Raw genomic sequence first — 19,417 nt, 5'->3', positions numbered from 1 at the left:
GGCGATGGCTGATGTGCGGCGCGTGCGGTGAGCGCGGCGATGCCGACTGGGCGCGGCCCTGGGTCGCCGGGCCGGGCGCCCGTGCGGCGGTGGCTCGCGCGGTGACCCAGGTGCGGCCGTCGCCCGGGGTGCGGGTCTTGCCCTCCGTCGGCGGCTGGCTCGTCGTCCGGCCCACCGGCGGCACCGTGGTCTGCGCCACCCTTGGCGAGCTGGTCGGCGCGGTGCGTTCCGCGTCGTCGGGCTCGGTCACCGGGCCGGACGCGAGCCGTCCCTCGGATGGCGAGGCGCGCGCCGCGTCGTCCGGCTCGACCACCTGGCTCGACCCGGCGCGCCCCTCAGGGCGGCTGTCGGCCCCGGCGCCGGACGGTCGTACGGGGGTCGTTCTGCGCGTCGACCCTCTTGCGCCGCCGCGTGCCGCCCTCGGTGAGGGGTCCGAGGTGGTGGTGCCGAACGAGGTGGCGGCACTCGCCGTGCTTGCCGAACTCGCCACGCCGGTGTGGCTGCGACGCCTCTACCTGGCGCGGATCGAGGGCGTGAGCGCGTTGTGGGGCCGGCCGGTGGACTCCCAGGCCGTACCGTCGCCCGGATCCGCCGCCGACGCCGTCGTCAGGCTCGAATGGGAGCGCCAGGCGGGACGGTTCGACGACACGGCCTTCGCCCTGAGCTGCCCGCTCGACGACGACGCGGCGCTGCTCGACGTGGAGATCCGCGCCGGCCACGTCGTCCGCGCCCGCACAATACATCCGTACGAGATCACCGGTTCAGCAGCGTGCTGAGCCGAGGGGCGTAGGTGGCGTGGAAGACCAGGGAGGCGGCGCCGATCGCGGCGGCGTCGACGGCGATGGGGGAGAGCTCGACCTGGACCGTGTGCAGGCGGCGGGCCAGGGGCCGGGTGGCCACGGCCGCGGCCACCACGCGGTGGTAGACGTTCGCGACCTCGTGCATGGCGGGCCCGCCCAGCACCACCAGGTCGATGTCGAGCATGTTGACGATGCTCACGGCGGCATCGGCGAGCCGGGCCGCGACCTGGCCGATGACCGCACCGGCCAGGGGATCCCCGGCCGCGGCCGCCGCGCAGATCGCCGCGTGGTCGAGCTTTGCGGCGGTCAGCGTGCTCTCGGCGCCCCCGGCCAGGCGCGCCCGTACGGTCTCTTCGATCGCGCTCGGGCAGCAGACCGCCTCGACGCAGCCGCGGTTGCCGCAGTAGCAGTCGGGACCATCCGGCGCCACCGTGATGTGGCCGAACTCGCCGGCGTTGAGGGAACGTCCGCGATAGATCTGGTTGTCCAGGAACAGCCCGCCACCGATGCCGGTCCCCAGATACAGGTAGGCGAAGCTCGGCGCGGCACGGGCCACACCGGCCCAGCGCTCGCCGATCGCCGCCGCCGTGGCGTCGTTGTCGGCGGTCACCGGGAACCCGGCGTACTCCTCCAGCAGGCCCTTGATGGGCACGTGATCCCATCCGGTCAGGCGCGGCGGAACGTTGATGATGCCGTCGGCGTCGAGCGGGCCGGGGCAGGCCAGGCCGATGCCCAACACCTTGCGGTCGGGCACGTCCGCCTCGCGCAGCATCCTGCGGGCCGTGCGGGCCATCTGGCGGATGACCGCGTCGGGCGCCGGCCCGGGGCGTACGGCGGCGTGGAGCTTGGCGACCGGCTGGCCCGCGAGGTCGGCCAGCACGTACGAGATCTCGCCCGGATCGAAGTGGATGCCGACGGCGTATCCGGCGGTCGGATCCACCCGCAGGATCGTCCGCGGTTTGCCGCCCCGGGACGGGAGCGAACCGTCCTCGATGACGAGACCTTCCTCCAGGAGCCGGCGCACGATGACGGAGACGGTCTGCGCGGTGAGCCCGGCCCGCCCGGCGATCTGGACGCGGCTGATGCCGTCCGAAACCTGGATCGCCTCCAGCACGACAGCGCGATTGAAATGACCCACTTTAGGAAGATTTGTCCCCATTTGCATGTATGGCTCCCGGTGTCTTCGGGCCTTCCATCGTTGACTTAATAAATCAAAAAGACTTACCTTCTCGTCAACCCAGTTAACGCGTTCGGGGATCGGCGAGATAGGAGTCCGATGAGACGAGCGATGGTGGCCTCGATCCTGACAGTCGCGGTGGCCGCAACGGCCGGCGCGTGCGGTGCGGACACGCAGGAGAAAAGCAGTGGGGCCAAGGAGATCGAGGTCCTCTACCGGGTGGAACCCTCCTGGCCGCACCTGGAGAAGATGCTCAAACAAGCCAAGTCCCAGTTCGAGGCCGCGCACAAGGGCGTGACGATCAAGCTGACCGCGGTCCAGGGCACCAACGAGGTGTACTACACCAAGCTCGCCCTGCTGAACCGTTCGGCCGAATCGGCTCCGGACGTGTACCTCCACGACACGTTCCAGGTCAACGCCGACGTCGCCGCCGGCAAGCTCGCTCCACTCGACGACTACCTGAAGACCTGGCCCGACTGGGCCACTCAGTACCCCGACTCGGTCAAGCAGGCCGCCAAGGGCCCCGACGGCAAGATCTACGGCGTCCCGATCAGCACCGACACCCGAGGGCTCTGGTACAACAAGGACGTCTTCGCCAAGGCCGGCGTCCAGACGCCGTGGGAGCCCAAGACCTGGGCGGACGTGCTGACCGCGGCCCGCGCCATCAAGCAGAAGGTCCCGGGCGTCGTCCCCTTCAGCATGTACTCCACCAAGCCGCACGGCGAGGCCGCCACCATGCAGGGCTTCGAGATGCTGCTGTACGGCACCCCCGGCGGCACGCTCTACGACGACACCCAGAAGAAGTGGGTGGCCTCCGGCAAGGGTTTCACCGACTCGCTCGGCTTCATCAACACGATCTACCGCGAGAACCTCGGCCCGAAGCAGGCCGACGCGTTCAACCCCAAGCTGGGGGAGAAGGTCGGCCAAGACTGGTTCCCCAGCGGCAAGCTCGGCATCGACCTCGACGGAGCCTGGATGGCGGCCGCCTGGAAGCCGACCAGCACCAAACCGTGGCCGCAGTGGACCGAGAAGATGGGCTGGGCCCCCATGCCGACCCAGAACGGCGAGGCACCCGGCGCGGTCAGCATGTCGGGCGGCTGGGTCATGGCGATGAGCTCGTACGCCAAGGACAAGAAGGACGCGTGGGACTTCATCTCCACGGCGACCAACAAGGAGAACACGCTGCTGTACTCCGTCGGCACGGGTGACCTCGCCCCCCGCAAGGACGTGGCCGCCGACCCGAAGTACTCCGCTGACAACCCGAGCGTGAAGTTCTGGACCGACCTGGCCTCGGTCACCCACTACCGCCCGGCGTACGAGGTCTACCCGAAGGTCTCGGCCGAGGTGCAGAAGGTCATGGAGGCGATGACGACCGGCTCCAAGGCGCCGGACGCGGCGGCCAAGGACTACGCCGACGCGCTGCCCGGCGTCGTCGGCGGCCCCGACAAGGTGATCTCCGGCTCATGACCGTCACGTCCGTGACGCCGCCACGGCTGGCCGGCTCCCCCGAGGAGGGGGAGTCGCGCCGGCGGGCCCGGCGCACGCTGCGCTGGCTGCTGCCGCTCGGGCCGGCCCTGATCCTGTTCGTGATCTTCATGGTCGGGCCCATCCTGTGGAGCGTCTACATCGCCTTCACCAACGAGACCCTGACCGGCGCCGCGTCGGTGAACTCGCGGTTCATCGGCGTGGACAACTTCGTCAAGATGTTCGGCGACGAGGACTTCCGCAACTCGCTCCTGCTGACCTTCGTCTTCGTGATCGGCTCGGCCGTCATCGGGCAGAACACCCTCGGCCTGATCATCGCGCTGCTCCAGCGGGGACGAGGGAGGGTGGTCAGGAGCGTGGTCAACGGTGTCGTCATCGCGGCCTGGGTGGTGCCCGAGGTGGTCGCGGCGGCGTGCTGGTACTCCTTCCTGGCCGAGGAGGGCACGCTCAACGAGGCGCTCGGCGCCCTCGGCCTCTCCCAGGACTGGCTCTTCACCGCGCCGATGATCGCGATCATCCTGGCCAACGTGTGGCGCGGCACCGCGTTCTCCATGCTCGTCTACTCGGCCGCGCTCTCGGACGTGCCGGGAGAGCTGCTGGAGGCGGCGGCGGTGGACGGGGCGAGCACCTGGCGGCGGCTGGTGCACATCACCCTGCCGCTGATCCGCCGCTCGATCCTGTCGAACCTCATGCTGATCACGCTGCAGACCCTGGCCAGCTTCGGCCTGATCTACGCCCTCACCGGCGGTGGTCCGGGCACGGCCAGCCAGACCACCCCGCTCTACATGTACGAGCAGGCGTTCCGCTACTTCGAGATCGGCTACGGCAGCGCGATGGCGCTGGTGATGCTCGCCATCGGCGCGGCGTTCTCCCTCGTGTACCTGCGACTGATCAAGGTGGACACCTGATGACGCGCGCAGCCGCCCGTGGCGCGGCACTCATCTCGCTCGCGGTGATCGCGCTGGCCTTCCTCGGCCCGTTCCTGTGGATGGTCCTCGCCTCGCTGCAACCCGACGCCAACCTCGCCGCCCAGCCGACCTTTCACTTCTCGGTCAAGAACTTCAGCGCGGTGCTGACCTGGGAGACCGTCTACCACCCGATCATCAACTCGATCCTCATCTCCGGCAGCACCGCGATCCTCACCGTGATCGTCGCCGGGCTCGCGGCCTACCCGCTCTCCCGCTACACCCTGCGTTTCAAGCGGCCTTTCATGCTGACGCTGTTGTTCACCACGGGCCTGCCGGTCACGGCGATCATGGTGCCGGTCTACTCGATGTTCTTCCGGTTCAACTTGTACGGGTCGGTGCCGGCCATGGTGCTGTTCCTGGCCGCCAGCTCGCTGCCGTTCTCCATCTGGATGATGAAGAATTTCATGGACGGCGTGCCGGTGAGTCTGGAGGAGTCCGCCTGGGTCGACGGGGCCGGCTGGGTGCAGTCGCTGCTCAAGATCGTCGGGCCGTTGATGGCGCCCGGTGTGGCCGTCGTCGCCATCTTCGTCTTCGTCGGCCAGTGGGGGAACTTCTTCGCCCCGTTCGTCCTGCTCGACACGCCGGAGAAGCAGCCGGCGGCGGTGACCATCTACACCTTCCTCTCGCAGTACGGGCAGACCGCCTACGGTGAGCTGGCCGCCTTCTCGATCATCTACACGGCCCCGGCCGTGGTCCTCTACGTCGCCGTGAACAAGTACCTCGCCGGTTCCTTCAGTTTCGCCGGATCAGTGAAAGGCTGAGCGCCGCTCCCAGTACGCGGAGGTGACCTGGGTGTGCAGCGGGAACGCCAGCTCCCGCGGCCCGTCTATGAGCAACCACTCCATGGTCTCGGCCGTCGGCACGACCGGCGGCAGGGCGGCCGAGATGGTCCGTGGTGCCAGCCCGAAGACCAGCAGGGTGCCGTCGGGAGCGCTGTGCACGTCGAACAGCCGGACCCGCTCCGCGTCGACGACGACGGCCGTCTCCTCGTACAGCTCCCTGGCGGCGGCCTGCTGCCAGGTCTCGCCCACGTCGATGAACCCACCGGGCAGGGCGAGCTCGCCCCGGTGCGGCTCGATGCCGCGGCGGACCACCAGCAGGCCGTCGTCGACCGGCAGCAGCAGCACCGCGACCGGCAGCGGGTTGAGGTAGGCGGTGTTGCCGCAGCCGGCGCAGGTGCGCGGCCAGGGCTGGTCCGGGGCGTACGCGGTGCCGCAGAAGGAGCAGTGCGAGTTCCTGATCACCATGCTGTGAGACTAGCGATGCCGGTTGACGGCCTTCACGACGAGCTTGGCCGTCCGGTCGGCGGTGGTGAACCCCGGCTGCCGGCCGGTGTGGTAGATGATCACCCAGACGTTCGACAGGCGGAACGAGATCTGGGTCCGGTAGATCGTCCCCCCGATGTCCTCGCCCCGGGTGTAGCTGAACGCCTCGTCCCCGATCTTCGGCCCGTTGCGGACCTTGGTCCCCGGGTTGCGCTTCGGCTCCTCCTTCATGGTCTTGACCGTGTACCCGTGGGCGATGTGCGCGGTCGAGGCATCCGCCAGGCGGTTCGCCGTGACGCTCACGAACGCGCCGTTGTCGGGCCTGGTCCACATACAGGCGGAAGCGGTCTGGTACTGGCGCTTCACCTCACCGCCGAGCAGCGAGCGCGCCTGGGCGTTGGTCAGCAGGCCGCACGCCTCGAAGTCACGCGCGAACAGCGCCTTGGCGGCCCCCGTCGAGCCGGACGTCGGGGCCGGGGAGGAGGTGCCGATCGTCTCGGTGATCGTGGTGGTGAAGTTCGGCAGGACCCGCACCAAGACCACCACCCCTGCGGCGATGCTCAGCACGACCGCCAGCACGGCAGCGCCGCCCAGGATGAGGGGGATGCGGCTGCGCCTGGGCACAGCGACGGCCTGGGTCCCCTCGCGGGGCAGGGCCGGGTCGGTGCTGGGGGCGCCCTGGGCGATGGCGTTCAGCCAGTCGGCCGCCTGGCTGGGGGCGCAGCGCCGTACCGGATCCTTCTCCAGGATCGCGGCGAGCACGGGGCCGAGCGGCCCGGCCAGCCGGGCGGGGGCGGGCTCCTGCATCAGGACGGCCGCCATCACGGCGGCCGCGTTGGCGCGGGCGAACGGCGGGCCGCCCTCCACCGCCGTGAACAGCGTGGCGCCGAGCGACCACAGGTCGGAAAGGGGGCCGTCCGCCTCGCCGCGCAGCCGCTCCGGGGCGATGTAGCCGGGCGAGCCGGTGAGCAGGCCGGTCTGGGTGAGCGCGACGTCCCCGGCGACGGTCGCGATCCCGAAGTCGGTCAGCAGCACCCGCCCGTCATTGGTGAGCATGACGTTGGCGGGTTTGACGTCCCGGTGCAGGATGCCCGACGCATGCGCGGCCCCGAGTGCGTCGAGCATCCGCAGGCCGATCCAGGCGACCTGCTGCGGCGGCAGCGGGCCGTCGTCGCGGACGACCCGGTCGAGAGAACGGCCATGAACCAGTTCCATGACGATCCACGGCCGGCCGCCGTCGAGGACGACGTCGTGCACGGTGACGATCGACGGGTGGGAACGCAGCCGCGCCGCGGCCCGAGCCTCGCGCAGCGTGCGTTCGGCCAGGGCGCTCCGGGACGCCTCGTCGAGATCCGGTGGCAGCCGGACCTCCTTGATGGCCACCTCCTGCCGGAGCAGCTCATCCACCGCCCGCCAGACGATGCCCATGCCGCCCTGTCCGAGGGGGGACAGCAGCCGGTAGCGGTCCGCGAGCAGCGTCACCGGACCGCCACGTCCTGACGTGTTCTCGGTCCCGGGGTCGCCCACTGCTTCCTCCGATATCGGGCCTATATGGACAGGAGCGATATTAGGGGTCGATGGTGCCGCGTGGGCGCTTACTGCGGCGCTGCCGTCCTCAAAAGGGCCTCCGCTTCGCTCCGGGCGTTCTTTCTCCCACCCCTTACCCGATTCGGTGGTTGGCCGTCTGATGCCCACCCGCCCACAGCGGCCCTCCGCTTCGCTCCGGACGTCCTCCCAGGCGGGCTGACGCCCGCCCCCTGAAGGACCTCGCTACGCTCGGACCGCCTTCCAAGAACGCTTCGCCCGGTCGGCTGGTTGGAGAGGTCCGACCTCGGCGGCAACTCATCGAAACCGGCACCAGCTCAGCCTGTATCCCCGAGAGTTACCCTTATTGCCCTCTGCGTCCTGACGCCGGCGAAGCCCAGGACGAACAATTGGCCGGGTCGTGCCATTCGCCGTGCTCCAAGCGCATGGCTACCGCCTGATCGATAACGAGACTCTGCGGAACCGCGCCACAGGGGGTCTCCGCCCATCGTCATGGATCTCGTGAACGCCTACGAGGGCAAGACCTTCGACACGCTCCGAGAGAGCGTGTGAACCACCTAGAGCCCCCGTCCATGGATGGGGGCATCTCCATGCCCGCAGTCCAGCCAGGCGAGCCAGGCCGGGTTTCCTGTTCTTTCAACTCGCACAGCTTGACCCCCCCTCGTGTGCCCCCAAGCATGGGAGCAACAACGGGAGAGGGGCAGATATGGCACGCGTCCGGCTCATCAGGCTCGACGACGGGAAAGGCTGCGACGAGGGCACCTGTCCTGCCATCTATCGAACTGACCGGGGAACGATGGCGATACAGGGAGCCAAGTTCCTAGATGAGCACGGCCTGCAAGTACCCGACCACGAAACCCTCGTGGAGATTCCCGAAGAACTGTTCTGGAAGGTTGCTCGTGATTTCTCCTGAGGAATTCGGCAAACTCTTCGAGACGTTCGACCGCGAAGCGTTTCGGCTAGAAACGCTCGACTACTACGACGCGGCAGGAACGCGAACAGGTCTACCGGCCTTTCTGGCCGGAGAAGACGAACCCGAGCAGTTCAAGAATTCCCCGTGGGTGACAACCGTGCGCAACGCCGTTCAGGCTGGAAAGCGCATGTACCGCGTGCATGTGGTCGCCACGCCGCTCACTGACTATCTGCGGTTCGAGTTCGCATGGGGTTATCATCGAAACGCCGCAGCCGGGGAAGAATTCTTCATTCTGGACCTCGCCGAGCACGATGTGCCCGGACTTCCTGATCACGACTTCTGGTTGTTCGATGAGCGGAAAACAGTCCGCATGGGATACGACAGCCAAGGGGCATACACCGGGGCAGACGTATTGCCCGAGAGCCAGACTTCGGAGTACATCCGATATCGGGACATAGCTCTAAAGCACGCTGAGCCGCTCGCAAGCTTTTGGGAGCGTCACAGCTGAACAAAGAAGACCTGTCGGCGGCACTCCGGGAACTGCGAGAAACCAGCGGCATGCCCGCTAAAGCGGTTGCCCGGAGTGCTGCCATGTCCCCATCCAAGCTAAGCAAGATCGAGAATGGACACCTCGCACCGTCACTCACCGATGTAGAGGGCATCCTGACCGCCCTTCAAGTCCCGGCAGAGGTCAAGGCCGGGTTCATCCAAGCCGCCCGCCTCGCGGCGACAGAAGCCACGGCATGGCGCCTGTACCGGCGCATGGGACCGCACAAAAAGCAGATGCAGATTCAAGCAGTCGAGGCGCAGACGACGATCCTGCGGCTATTTCAGTGCTCCGCGATCCCCGGTCTGCTCCAAACGCCTGAATACGTTCGAGCGGTCGTCGGACGACGCAATCACACTCCAGAGGAGACAACTCGAACCGTAGGTGCGCGCCTGGAGCGCCAAAGTGCACTATACGACTCGGGCAGGTCGTTCCATTTCCTCATCACGGAGTCAGTTCTCCGATGGCGTTTCCTGCCTCCGGTGATGATGGCCGGACAACTAGATAGGCTAGTTTCTATCTCTCGGCTGGCCAACGTCCAAATTGGCGTAGTGCCGCTGTCGGCATCACAGGCCGATTTGCCAGGAACGCCATTCTGCATCTTTGATGAACGGCTAGCGACTGTTGAGACACCTCACGCCGAGATCGTCACGACCGATCCCCGCGACATAGGAACATATATCGCCAAGTTCCACGGCTTCACTCGCGTAGCTATGCACGACGACGAGATGCGGGCTTTCGTTGAGTGCGTCCGGGACGAACTGTTGCCGGAACAAGAAATGCCCTAGGCCCTATAGCTGGACTTTCATACGGTCAAGGGCATGGCCGTCACTCACACAACCGCATCAGCCGAAGACATGTTGGGGGAGCCGATCCGGGAGGCGGAGGCGGCAGCGCAGAATGCCGCCCTTGATCAGGTTCTTAAGCATCTGACGGTCGAAGGTGTGAACGCGCAACTGGTCAAGCGGCTGGTGATCGAGTGTGGGGCGCATCCTGGCCCGTTTATCGAAAAGCTTCGGTATCCGCCTCAGCTCGTCATCTACGCCGATGCCGGTTGGCGGGTTGCCACGGTCACCATTGGGGTTCGCTCGGGCGCCTACATGGTCGAGCTGGCGCGCGGGGGACCGGACAACGTGCTGCGGGCCGACCGGGTGGAGGTCGTATCGGCGTCGGAGCCGGGCCGCGTTGCTCTGCTGGTCGCGCAGAACGCGGGGGAAGCCGCATGACCGGAGCCAAGGTAAGCGAGACGGCGTTCCGCTACCCGTACGTGATCGGGTGGACAGGCGAGACTCAGAACCTTCCGCTGAAGTGGGTGCCGCACCGTGGCGGGCGGCGGCTGAGTTACGTCGTGTCGCACCGCGACGACTTCCGCAACGATGTGCTTCGGCTGCGGCAGGGCCAGACTCGTGCTGGGCGGCCGGACTTCAGGACGGTCAACACGCTGCGGCAGTGGCGTGCCATGGAAAAGCGGTTGTGCCAGGTATGCGCCCGCTCTGCTGTGGATCGGGCCATGGGGCGGATCTGGTGGCTGCTGTCCTCCGGTTATGGCGGTGATGGCGACGGCTACACCAATGCGCCGCCGACATGCCCGGCCTGCATCCCGGAAGCGATCTCCCAGTGTTCGCACCTGCGGCGCAACGCGGCCGTCTTCACCGTGGGCGACTGCTCACCGTACGGGGTGCGGGCAGATGTGTTTGTTCCTAACCTGCCACCAGTGGTTCCGTTCGAGCGCAACGCCGTCCTCAGATTCGATGACTACAACATGCATCACGTGCTCGCCCGTGAGCTGTTGATGCGGCTACAGGACGTGCGGCCGGCCGTGACAGAGCGGAGGGTGAACTGATCACCTTTCCGCCGCGTCAGCGCCGGCCGCACTCACTACGTTCGCCCTCCGGGTGACTTACGGTCATGCCGCTCGCCACCATGTGAAGGCCGTATCACCGGGGGCGTACCCAGCTTCGCCCGCCGAGCCCAAGTTCGTCCGTTCGAGTGTTCCCTTGTGCGGCCAGTCCTGATCTTCTGGGTGTGGCGGGTTGCTGACGGCCATCTGTTTCTGTCTCAGTCCGTGTCCAGGGCGTACCGCAGGTAGGAATCCGGCTTGGCGAGGAAACGCCGCCAGTGGTCAACCAATTGGAGGCTTTCCCACTCTGCCGGGTGAATGCCGTCCTCGCCCAGTTCGATGATCTGCGCACCCGCAGGCTGGCGAGGATCGGCGAGTGAGTGGCGCAGACGACCTGCCCGCCCTCTCCTGCAACGCGGTTCATGAGAGCGACCAAGCGCAGGCATGACTGGAACGACAGGGCCGCTTCGGGTTCATCCATCAGATACAGCCCCGGCCCCGACACCATGCGTTCGAGCACAGTAAAGAACCCCTCACCATGGGACTGCTCCGCAAGGTCGTCTTCCCAGAATCCATGCATGCCTGACACGTTCTGCCCGAGGTTGAACAGTGTCTCGGCGCGGAAGAAGAATGCGCGCCGCTTGGTACGAGGACCGTGCAGCCTCCGGACGCTCTCCCAGGCGGGCTGACGCCCGCCCCCTGAAGGACCTCGCTACGCTCGGACCGCCTCCCAAGAACGCTTCGCCCAGTCGGCTGATTGGAGCGGACACGGCCCGGTCGTCGTCGACGCTCGTTACGAGGAGGCCAGAGCCGGGACGGACCGCTCGTGGCGGTGAGCGGCCAGGCAGCCTGGCAGCGCACTGCGTGGCCCGGTTCCGCTTCAGCCGTCTGTGGAGACCCTCACCGCTCCGAAGGTGACCGCGGGCCGGTGACGGCGTGGCTGTAAAGCATCGACGTCCAGGCGTTGGTGAGGACGTCGATGAGGGCTTTTTCGTCGTCGAAGGGCGGCACCCCGGCCGCAGCCAGGTAGTAGAGCCGTTCTCCCAGCCAGGTCAGCGAGGCGGCCACGGCGCGCACGTCCATGTCGCCGAGCCGCCGGAGCGCATCGGGGTCGGATCGGATGCGGGCCGCGGCGGCCTCGGTGAACAGGTCCATCTGTTCAAGCCACAGCGCTCGCAGGCCCTCGTCGGAGCCCCAGCTCTCCACGATCGCCATGAGGACTCCCGCGTTGGCGCGCCACAGCCGGGCACCGTCGCTCACGCCGGCCCGGAGCGCGGCGGCTGGGTCGTGCCGCCCGTCGATCCAGGGCTCTGCCGCCTGCTGTCCCTGCGCCACGGCCTCGCGCACCAGCTCGCCGAGCACGGCTTGCTTGCTCGGGAAGTAGAAGTAGAAGCTGGCCCGGGAGACCTCGGCGGCCGTCAGGATGTCGGCCACGCTCAGGGCATCGAATCGGCGCTCCCGCAGCAGCTCGCGCGTTGCCGACAGGATGCGCTCCCGCAGCTCGGCGGAGGCCGGCGCCGCGCCGGATCGGCGGGCGGAGCGCGCGGTGCGCTTGGAAGACATGCGCCCAGCATAACGATGGCCTGTACGGACGAAATGTATAGACGATATGTCCATACAGTATGTATGGTCATCGACTATGACTCAGATAGCGATCCACCTGGTCGTCACCGACCCGGACCAGGCCGCCACCTGGTACACCAAGGCTCTGGGCGCGCGGGAGACGAACCGCATCACGCTTCCCGGCGGCCGCACGCTGACCGTCGACCTCCTGCTCGGCGACACCGTCCTGGCGGTGGCCGGGGAGATGCCCGCGTTGGGCATGCGTTCACCGGCCACCCTCGGCGGCACCTCCGCCGCCCTTCACGTACCGGTACCTGACGCTGACGCGGCCTGGGCGCGTGCGCTGGAGGCATGAGGTACCGCACTCTGGGCGCGAGCGGCCTGCGGGTCTCCGATCTGATCCTGGGCGCCATGACCTTCGGCGAGCAGGGCGGGGTCGGCGCGCCGCTGCCGGAGTGCCGGCAGATGCTCGACCTGTACGCCGAGGCCGGCGGCAACATGATCGACACCGCCGTCAACTATCGTGACGGGGCCAGCGAGCAGATACTCGGCGAGCTGCTGGAGGGTCGGCGAGAGTCGTTCGTGCTCGGCACGAAGTACACCGTGTCGCGTGACCGCGCCGACCCCAACGCCGCGGGGAACCACCGCAAGAACCTGCGGGCGTCGCTGGAGACCAGCCTGCGCCGGCTGCGCACTGACTACGTGGACGTGTACTGGGTGCACATGTGGGACCGTGACACGCCGATCGAGGAGACCATGCGCGCGCTGGACGACGCGGTCCGGGCCGGCAAGGTGTTGTACGCGGGGATCTCCGACGCCCCCGCCTGGGTCGTGTCCCGCGCCAACACGCTGGCGGAGTGGCACGGCTGGAGTCCGTTCATCGGCCTCCAGGTGCCCTACAGCCTGCTCCAGCGCGACGTCGAACGCGAGCTGCTGCCCATGGCCGAGTCGCTCGGGGTGGGCGTCACCGCCTGGAGCCCGCTGGCCGGCGGGGTGCTGTCCGGCAAGTACACCCGACCTGGCGGCCCCGCGGCCGGTGGTCGGCTGACCGCCGAATCGCTCTCACCCAGGGACCACGCCGTCGCCCGGGTCGTGCAGGACGTCGCCGACGACCTCGGCGCCACGCCCTCGCAGGTGGCGATCGCATGGACGACGAGCCGCTCGAACGCGGTCCACCCCATCGTCGGGGCGCGCCGCGCCGACCAGCTCCGCGACAACCTCGCCGCGGTCGACCTCACCCTGCCGCCCGAGAGCATCGCCCGCCTGGAAGAGGCCACCGGCTTCGCACTCGGATTCCCAGGCGACTTCATCGCCCAGACCTCCCCGTGGGTCTTCGGCTCGGCGCTCGTCGGCCCGCGTTGACGACCGTTCTCCGGTTCAGGAGCCGTACGGTCGCCTGGGCCGGGGCAGCTGCCGATGGACTGCGCCGATGTCCGTCGAACCCCGGTTCTTGCCGCTCGACGGTCATAGTGTGGCTGCAAGCGCGGGTGGGGAGGATGATCCGGTGCGACGACGCAGTTTGCTGATCGGAGCCGGCCTCGCGGTGCCCGCCGCCCTGCTGGCCAAAGTCGAGGAGGCGCTGGCGGTGTTGCCTGCGCCCAAGGCCGCGGCCTCCGCCAGTGAGGTGGCGAGCCTGCTGGGCCAGGCCCGGTTGCGATTCGACACCGGAGACTTGACCGCCTTTCTGCGCGGTCTGCCCGGCCTGCTTTCGGCGGGGCACGATGTGCTGGATCGCGCGCCGAGCGACGAACGCCACCTCGCCCTGCTGGCAGGCTGCTACGACCTGGCGTCCGAGGCGTTGCAGAAGGTCGGCCGTCTGCAGGCCAGCCGCATCACCGCCGATCGGGGCGCCACCTACGCCACCCTGTCCGGCGACCCGGTCGCCCAGGCGATGGCCGCCCGGTCCTGCGGCATCGTGCTGCGCCACCAGGGCCACAGGGAGCTCGCCGAACAGGTTACGTACGCGGCGGCCACCCGGCTCGACAACAGCGGTCTGCGCACGGCCGCCGCGGCGAACACGCTGGCGCAGATCTTGTGAACCTCGGCCTACAACGCCGCCCAGGCCGGCGACCGCGACCGGGCCATCGAGCTGATCGCGGAAGCCGCCCGTGCCGCACGGACCGTGTCGCACGAGTTGCCCGCCGCGAACCGGTTCGCCGTCACCCCGGCCCAGGTCGCTCTGTACCGAGTGGGTGTGCATTGGGCACTCGGCGAGCCCGGAGCCGCGATGCGCGCCGGGCAGGGCCTGCACCCTGCCCAGTTCCCAACCCCTGAACGGCGGGCGCGGCTGTTCACCGACCTGGCCCGTGTCTGGGCGCAGGCCGACAATCCCAGCCGGGCCATCGGCGCTCTACTGGCCGCACACGGGCACGCCCGCGCCGAGGTGCGCGACCGCGCCAGTATCCGCGGCCTGGCCATCGAACTGGTACGCCATCATCCGACCAGTACGGGCGCGGACCGGCTCGCCCTGGTGCTGGCCGGAACCTGAGCCGTTCGCCCCCACCACCACCACCGCCGACCCCTGCCGCGCCGCTGGGAGGAGCGGGTCAAGATGCGGCGCCCGCAGGCGAAGCCGAGGACGAACAATTGGCCGGGATCAGACAGGACGACGCCCGTTAGATGTGCACTTCGCCCCCGTCAACGACCAAGTTGGCGCCGAGGAAGAAGCTGCCCTGGTCGGAAGCGAGGAAAGCCACCACATTGGCGACCTCGTCCGGGCGTCCGATCCGGCCGAGTGGGATGGCTGCGGCGAAATCCGACTTGGTGACGGGCGTGTCCTCCGTCGCGACCACGCCGTCGAGTCCAGGGGTGTCGATGGTGCCCGGGGAGATCGCGTTGACCCGGATGTTCCGGCCCTTGAGCTCGTTGGCCCAGGTCCGGGCGAAGGACCGGATCGCCGCCTTGGAGGCCGCGTACGCGCCGAACGCCGCGACACCGTCACCGGCTCGCACCGAGCTGTTCAGGATCACCGATGCGCCGTCGTTGAGCAGCGGCAGTGCCTTCTGCACCGTGAACAAGGTGCCCCGGACGTTGACGCCGAAGGTCTCGTCGAAGTGCTCCTCGGTGACCTGCTCCAGCGTCGCGAACGACGCGGCGGCGGCGTTAGCGAACAGCACGTCCAGGCCCCGGCCCCGAGCCCGGACCGCGGCATAGAGCCGGTCCAGGTCGGCCAGGTCCGAGATGTCGCCCTGTACGGCGGTCACCGCCGCCGGGCCTATGCGCTCCACCGCCGCGTCAAGGACCGTCTTTCGGCGGCCGGTGATAAAGACGTGCGCGCCTTCGGCCGCCAGCCGTATGGCGGTGGCCAGACCGATCCCGGTTCCGCCGCCGGTGACGACGGCGGTCTTGCCTGCCAACTGTCCCATGCTTTCACCTCAATAGAAATCTGTACCGATCGGTGCTGAAGTGGACGATAGCAGTTCCGCACCGTTCGGTACAGAAGGGGTATGATCGATCACGTGAACACCCAGAGGAAGGCGCCGATCGGCCGGCCACGCGGCTTCGACGTCGAAAAGGCGCTCGACCAGGCCATGCGGGTCTTCTGGGAGCAGGGCTACGAGGGCGCCAGCCTCACCGACCTGACCAACGCCATGGGTATCAGCCGCACCAGCATGTACGCCGCCTTCGGCAGCAAAGAAGACCTGTTTCACCAGGCCCTGCAGCGTTACACCGACGGCCCCGCCGCGTACGTCCCGCGGGCCCTGGAGGAGTCGACGGCGTGGCAGGTGGCCACAGCGTTCCTCAACGGTTCTGTCCGGGCCACCACCAGTCCCGGCTGTCCCGCCGGGTGCCTCGGCGTCCAAGGTTCCCTGGCGGCGGGCGAGGCCGGTCTCAGCGCCCGGGACACGTTGGCAGCCTGGCGCGACAACGGCATCTCGCTCCTACGGGAGCGGTTCCAGCGGGCCGTCGATGAGGGCGACCTGCCGGCGGGGACCGATCCCGGCCTGCTCGCCCGATACCTCATGACCGTGGCCAACGGCATCGCCGTTCAGGCCGCCGGTGGCGCCACCCGCGACGACCTCCACATGGTGGCCGACATGGCCCTACGGCACTGGCCGCGTACCTGATACGAACAACTCCTGGACTCGTTACTTCACCGAGGTTTGCGGGAGCGCGATCAGACCGCGTCCTCGTCGGTCAGCGAAGGCATCGCGCGTGGACGCAGGACCATGAGCGAGCCTTCCAAGGTCGCCACCATGGCAAAGGGAAACCGGTCGCCCCACCTCTTTGGACACCAGCGCCTCCCCGGCCACCGGCATCGACCGCGCGGCACCGGGGGCTATCCGACGGTCTGACGGTGAGGCTGAGGGAGCGTTGGAGAGATCGGTGGGTTGATCACCATTGATGCATGTCGAGGTGTTCCGACGTGGCGGGAAGGAGCCCGGGTGCGGGCAACAGTTGATCAGGCGGTCGAGGCGGTCCGAGTGAGTGGTGCCACGATATCGGACCTGTCCCATCGTCGGCTTCGTCGGGTTCGGGAGTCGGTGCGGGACCTCGCCGCCCTCACCTCACTCGACCTGTCCCTTAACCAGCTCACCGGGCAAGGGCCCGTTTGCTGCAGGGCGTGTTCCAGGAGTGCGCCCCGTCGGCGGACGACCCTCGTGGTGAGTCAGGACCAGTAGTGGTCAGCCGGCCACTTGCCCAACGTGCCTCTACGACCTTCATGCCGTTGACCGGCATCGTTGCTTGACAACCCTAGATAACGATCGCTGATCAGCCCAAACCCCGACCCCGGGCCGCCCGCCCCGGCAAAGCAGGTCAAGCGTCTTTCTGACGTACCCGGAGGACGGCCAGGCCGAGGGCGAGCGCAGCGTACCCGCCCAGTACGGCGAGGCCGGCCCACGGCGCCAGCGGGAAATAGCCCATCTGCGGCGCATAGTAGGCGAGCACCTGCGGATACTCCTGGACGCTCTGCTGGATGGCGAACCCGGCGGCCGGAGTGAGCCGCAGCAGCCACTGCGACACACCCAGAGGCAGACCGGAAACGGTGGCCAAAAGGTAGGGCAGCAGGATCGTCGCGATGGCGACGGTGATCGCCACGGCGGTGCGCCGGAACAACGCGCCCAGGCCCAAGGCGAAGACGGCGGCGGCGGCGAACAGCGCCCCGGTGCCGACGATCACCCGCAGCTCGGTGAGTGAACTCACCGGCAGGGTGTGGTGGCCGTTGGCGCGCAGGATCCGCGTGCAGATCGGCACCGTCACGGCGGCGCTGACCAGTCCGGCGGTGAAGGTGACCAGGCCGATCACGGTGGCCTTGGCCGCCAGCACCCGGCCGCGCCGCGGGCTGGCGAGCAGGCTGGTGCGGATCAGGCCCCGCCGGTATTCGGCGGTGATGAACAGCACCGCCACGACCAGCACCGCGATCAGCCCGGCCAGCGCGCCGATGAGGGTGCGCTCGATGGACTGGCCGTCGCTGCTGGGCGCGATGTCGCCGGTCCCGCTCACGGTGAGCGTGCCGCCGGACTCGACGAGCCCGTTCGCCCGTTGGTAGCGCTCCCAGTCGGTCATTCCGTGGGCTCCCACATCGTCGCGGCTCCACGCGCCACGGGGTACGTCGCCCTGCACGCTGACCTGGTCGAAGACGGCGCTGGTCTGGGTGAAGCGCAGTTGGGTGTTGCTCCCGCCGAGCGAGCCTTGCTCCACTGTCAGGTCGCCCGGTGAGTTGGCGAACAGCCCGATGCGTACGGTGTCCGGCAGCCCGGTCATGTCAGCGGTGCCGACCTTGGTCCACTGCTTGCCGTCGGCCGATTCGTAGCCGGTGACGATGTCGCCGGAGCGGGTCAATCGCAGCCAGCGCGGGAACGTCGCCGAGAGGCCACCCGTGTCGTGGGTGAAGTTGTGCTGCATCCGCACCCCGTGGCCGGCGGTGACCATCACGGCGGCGTACGGCGATCCCTGCTTGGTGTTCTGCTTGATGATCAGCCCGGCCTTCGCCCACGGCACGAGTCCGGGGACGATCTTGTCGTGGTTGGGCGGAGGGTAGGTGATGATGCCGGACATGGAGGTCAGGCGGGCGGTGATGCTGCCGTCGCCGGTCAGTGACCGGTTGACGAAGTAGAACCTGTCGTTCACCGCTTCGCCGTCCGGTCCCAGCGGAGGGGTGGGGCAGGCGACCTCGATCGGACCCTCGCTGCACGAGGAATGGCTGATCGCCGAGAAGCCCAGTCCGAGCAGTACGGTGACCAGTGCCGCGGCCGTCGCGATGAACACCCAGCCGCGGACCGTCCGGAACTTGGTCCATTCGGCGCGCAGAAGTTGCGCGAACCCGTCGCGACCGGCCCGCAAGGGGGAGCGGTACGGGGTGATGGTGCTCATCGCGTGGCCTCCTGCTCGCCGGCGCGGAATTCGACCGTGTCGCGGGTCAGATCCAAATACGCGTCCTCCAGCGTGGCGCGGTGCGCGGTGACCTCGGAGAAGGGCACCGCATCCCGGGTGAGCAGGGCCACGATGTGTTCGGCCGCCAGGCCGGTCACGGTCAGGGTGTCGCGGTCGGTGGCGGCCACGGTGGCACCGGCATGTGCCAGCGCGCTCATCGCCTCCGAACGGGCGGTGGTACGCAGGCTGACCCGGCCGGTGGAGGCGGCGGCGATCAGCTCGGCCACGCTGGTGTCGGCGATCACCCGGCCGCGGCCCACCACCACGAGGTGGCCGGCGGTGTCCTCGAGCTCGCTCATCAGATGGCTGGAGACCAGCACGGCGCGTCCCTCGGCGGCCAGCGACCGCAGGAAACCGCGCATCCAGATGATGCCCTCGGGATCCAGGCCGTTGGACGGCTCATCCAACATCAGCACCGGCGGGTCACCGAGCAGCGCGGCGGCGATGCCGAGCCGCTGCCGCATCCCCAAAGAGAAACCACCCGCCCGGCGCCGGGCCGCCGAACCCAGCCCGACCTGCTCGATCACCTCATCGACCCGCCTGGCACCCCACCCTTGGGAGTGGGCCAGCCACAGCAGATGGTTGCGAGCGGTACGGCTCGGCTGGAGGGCCGAGGCGTCCAGCAGCGCGCCGACGTGATGCAGCGGGTTGCGCAGGCTGGCGTACGGCCGCCCGCTCACTAACGCGCGGCCCGCGTCGGCCGCGTCCAGGCCGAGGATCACCCGCATCGTGGTGGACTTCCCCGCCCCGTTGGGACCGACGAAACCGGTCACCTGCCCCGGCTCCACGGTGAAGGACATCCCGTCCAGCGCCATGGTCTGACCGAACCGCTTACGCAGCCCGGCGACCTCGATGGTTGCTTCCATGCACGGCACACTAGGCAGCGGCACGCCACCGGTCGTCACGCCACCGAGCCATCTTCACCATCGCTGACTCGAG

At 68.4% G+C, this 19,417-nt stretch carries 22 protein-coding genes; 14 read left to right on the top strand and 8 right to left on the bottom strand.

Annotated features, from left to right (window positions below; all coding sequences use genetic code 11):
- The first annotated feature begins 11 nt into the window (after positions 1 to 11).
- Positions 12 to 776: a hypothetical protein gene (locus KLK06_RS25380; protein WP_214638118.1), complete on the top strand. Its 765-nt coding sequence runs from the start codon at positions 12 to 14 to the stop codon at positions 774 to 776.
- Here the strand turns inward: KLK06_RS25380 and KLK06_RS25375 are convergent.
- On the bottom strand, positions 754 to 1,938 hold the full coding sequence (locus KLK06_RS25375; RefSeq protein ID WP_214638117.1) for an ROK family transcriptional regulator: 1,185 nt from the start codon (positions 1,936 to 1,938) through the stop codon (positions 754 to 756). The genes KLK06_RS25380 and KLK06_RS25375 overlap by 23 nt on opposite strands.
- 138 nt (positions 1,939 to 2,076) lie before the next feature.
- On the opposite strand from KLK06_RS25375, the gene KLK06_RS25370 reads away from it, so the two are divergent.
- From KLK06_RS25370 to KLK06_RS25360, 3 genes are read left to right on the top strand one after another with little or no spacing between them, the layout of a single operon-like run.
- Complete coding sequence (locus KLK06_RS25370) at positions 2,077 to 3,444, top strand: extracellular solute-binding protein (protein WP_214638116.1); 1,368 nt, start codon at positions 2,077 to 2,079, stop codon at positions 3,442 to 3,444.
- Entirely contained in the window at positions 3,441 to 4,370 is a 930-nt protein-coding gene (locus tag KLK06_RS25365; RefSeq protein WP_214638115.1) for a carbohydrate ABC transporter permease, read from the top strand. Before KLK06_RS25370 ends, KLK06_RS25365 begins: the two co-directional genes overlap by 4 nt.
- Positions 4,370 to 5,191, top strand: a complete 822-nt coding sequence (locus KLK06_RS25360; protein WP_214638114.1) for a carbohydrate ABC transporter permease — start codon at positions 4,370 to 4,372, stop codon at positions 5,189 to 5,191. The genes KLK06_RS25365 and KLK06_RS25360 overlap by 1 nt, the downstream gene beginning before the upstream one ends.
- On the opposite strand, the gene KLK06_RS25355 is transcribed toward KLK06_RS25360, so the two are convergent.
- On the bottom strand, positions 5,177 to 5,677 hold the full coding sequence (locus KLK06_RS25355; RefSeq protein WP_214638113.1) for an NUDIX domain-containing protein: 501 nt from the start codon (positions 5,675 to 5,677) through the stop codon (positions 5,177 to 5,179). The two genes, KLK06_RS25360 and KLK06_RS25355, sit on opposite strands and share 15 nt — an antisense overlap.
- Before the next feature lie 9 nt (positions 5,678 to 5,686).
- Entirely contained in the window at positions 5,687 to 7,222 is a 1,536-nt protein-coding gene (locus tag KLK06_RS25350; RefSeq protein ID WP_214638112.1) for a serine/threonine-protein kinase, read from the bottom strand.
- Between the two features lie 724 nt (positions 7,223 to 7,946).
- Here KLK06_RS25350 and KLK06_RS25345 point away from each other — a divergent pair.
- From KLK06_RS25345 to KLK06_RS25325, 5 genes are read left to right on the top strand one after another with little or no spacing between them, the layout of a single operon-like run.
- The gene (locus KLK06_RS25345; protein WP_214638111.1) at positions 7,947 to 8,153 is read left to right on the top strand and encodes a hypothetical protein; all 207 of its coding nucleotides are present in this window, start codon (positions 7,947 to 7,949) and stop codon (positions 8,151 to 8,153) included.
- Positions 8,140 to 8,661, top strand: a complete 522-nt coding sequence (locus KLK06_RS25340; protein ID WP_214638110.1) for a DUF6879 family protein — start codon at positions 8,140 to 8,142, stop codon at positions 8,659 to 8,661. The genes KLK06_RS25345 and KLK06_RS25340 overlap by 14 nt, the downstream gene beginning before the upstream one ends.
- Entirely contained in the window at positions 8,643 to 9,488 is an 846-nt protein-coding gene (locus KLK06_RS25335; protein ID WP_250906030.1) for a helix-turn-helix transcriptional regulator, read from the top strand. Before KLK06_RS25340 ends, KLK06_RS25335 begins: the two co-directional genes overlap by 19 nt.
- 33 nt (positions 9,489 to 9,521) lie before the next feature.
- Positions 9,522 to 9,926, top strand: coding sequence for a hypothetical protein (locus KLK06_RS25330; protein ID WP_214638108.1), 405 nt, complete (start codon positions 9,522 to 9,524; stop codon positions 9,924 to 9,926).
- Complete coding sequence (locus tag KLK06_RS25325; RefSeq protein ID WP_214638107.1) at positions 9,923 to 10,543, top strand: hypothetical protein; 621 nt, start codon at positions 9,923 to 9,925, stop codon at positions 10,541 to 10,543. Before KLK06_RS25330 ends, KLK06_RS25325 begins: the two co-directional genes overlap by 4 nt.
- Positions 10,544 to 10,637: 94 nt before the next feature.
- Here the strand turns inward: KLK06_RS25325 and KLK06_RS63125 are convergent, their stop codons facing one another.
- Positions 10,638 to 11,120: an AAA family ATPase gene (locus KLK06_RS63125; protein WP_374197151.1), complete on the bottom strand. Its 483-nt coding sequence runs from the start codon at positions 11,118 to 11,120 to the stop codon at positions 10,638 to 10,640.
- Positions 11,121 to 11,440: 320 nt separating this feature from the next.
- Entirely contained in the window at positions 11,441 to 12,103 is a 663-nt protein-coding gene (locus KLK06_RS25320; protein WP_214638106.1) for a TetR/AcrR family transcriptional regulator, read from the bottom strand.
- A gap of 76 nt (positions 12,104 to 12,179) precedes the next feature.
- Here KLK06_RS25320 and KLK06_RS25315 point away from each other — a divergent pair, with 76 nt between their 5' ends.
- From KLK06_RS25315 to KLK06_RS25300, 4 genes are all read left to right on the top strand, one after another.
- Positions 12,180 to 12,458 (top strand): VOC family protein, encoded by a 279-nt coding sequence (locus KLK06_RS25315; protein WP_214638105.1) that lies wholly within the window; start codon positions 12,180 to 12,182, stop codon positions 12,456 to 12,458.
- A complete protein-coding gene (locus KLK06_RS25310) occupies positions 12,455 to 13,465 on the top strand; it encodes an aldo/keto reductase (protein WP_214638104.1) in 1,011 nt (336 codons plus the stop codon). Before KLK06_RS25315 ends, KLK06_RS25310 begins: the two co-directional genes overlap by 4 nt.
- A 142-nt stretch (positions 13,466 to 13,607) precedes the next feature.
- Positions 13,608 to 14,141: a hypothetical protein gene (locus tag KLK06_RS25305; protein ID WP_214638103.1), complete on the top strand. Its 534-nt coding sequence runs from the start codon at positions 13,608 to 13,610 to the stop codon at positions 14,139 to 14,141.
- 84 nt (positions 14,142 to 14,225) lie between these two features.
- Complete coding sequence (locus KLK06_RS25300) at positions 14,226 to 14,591, top strand: hypothetical protein (RefSeq protein WP_214638102.1); 366 nt, start codon at positions 14,226 to 14,228, stop codon at positions 14,589 to 14,591.
- Positions 14,592 to 14,718: 127 nt separating this feature from the next.
- Here KLK06_RS25300 and KLK06_RS25295 read toward each other — a convergent pair whose 3' ends face one another.
- Positions 14,719 to 15,468 carry an SDR family NAD(P)-dependent oxidoreductase gene (locus KLK06_RS25295; RefSeq protein ID WP_214638101.1) on the bottom strand — a complete coding sequence of 250 codons (750 nt, stop codon included), beginning with the start codon at positions 15,466 to 15,468 and terminating at the stop codon, positions 14,719 to 14,721.
- Between the two features lie 93 nt (positions 15,469 to 15,561).
- Here KLK06_RS25295 and KLK06_RS25290 point away from each other — a divergent pair, with 93 nt between their 5' ends.
- Positions 15,562 to 16,170: a TetR/AcrR family transcriptional regulator gene (locus KLK06_RS25290; RefSeq protein WP_308168439.1), complete on the top strand. Its 609-nt coding sequence runs from the start codon at positions 15,562 to 15,564 to the stop codon at positions 16,168 to 16,170.
- A 691-nt stretch (positions 16,171 to 16,861) separates the two neighbouring features.
- On the opposite strand, the gene KLK06_RS25285 is transcribed toward KLK06_RS25290, so the two are convergent.
- Positions 16,862 to 18,418, bottom strand: a complete 1,557-nt coding sequence (locus tag KLK06_RS25285; protein WP_214638099.1) for an ABC transporter permease subunit — start codon at positions 18,416 to 18,418, stop codon at positions 16,862 to 16,864.
- Positions 18,415 to 19,344: an ATP-binding cassette domain-containing protein gene (locus KLK06_RS25280; protein ID WP_214638098.1), complete on the bottom strand. Its 930-nt coding sequence runs from the start codon at positions 19,342 to 19,344 to the stop codon at positions 18,415 to 18,417. Before KLK06_RS25280 ends, KLK06_RS25285 begins: the two co-directional genes overlap by 4 nt.
- Between the last annotated feature and the right edge of the window lie 73 nt (positions 19,345 to 19,417).

The sequence above is a fragment of the Nonomuraea sp. NEAU-A123 genome, assembly GCF_018603905.1.
GTDB lineage: Bacteria > Actinomycetota > Actinomycetes > Streptosporangiales > Streptosporangiaceae > Nonomuraea.
The sequence above is the reverse complement of the archived record's forward strand: the minus strand, read 5'-3'. Positions and strand labels throughout refer to the sequence as shown.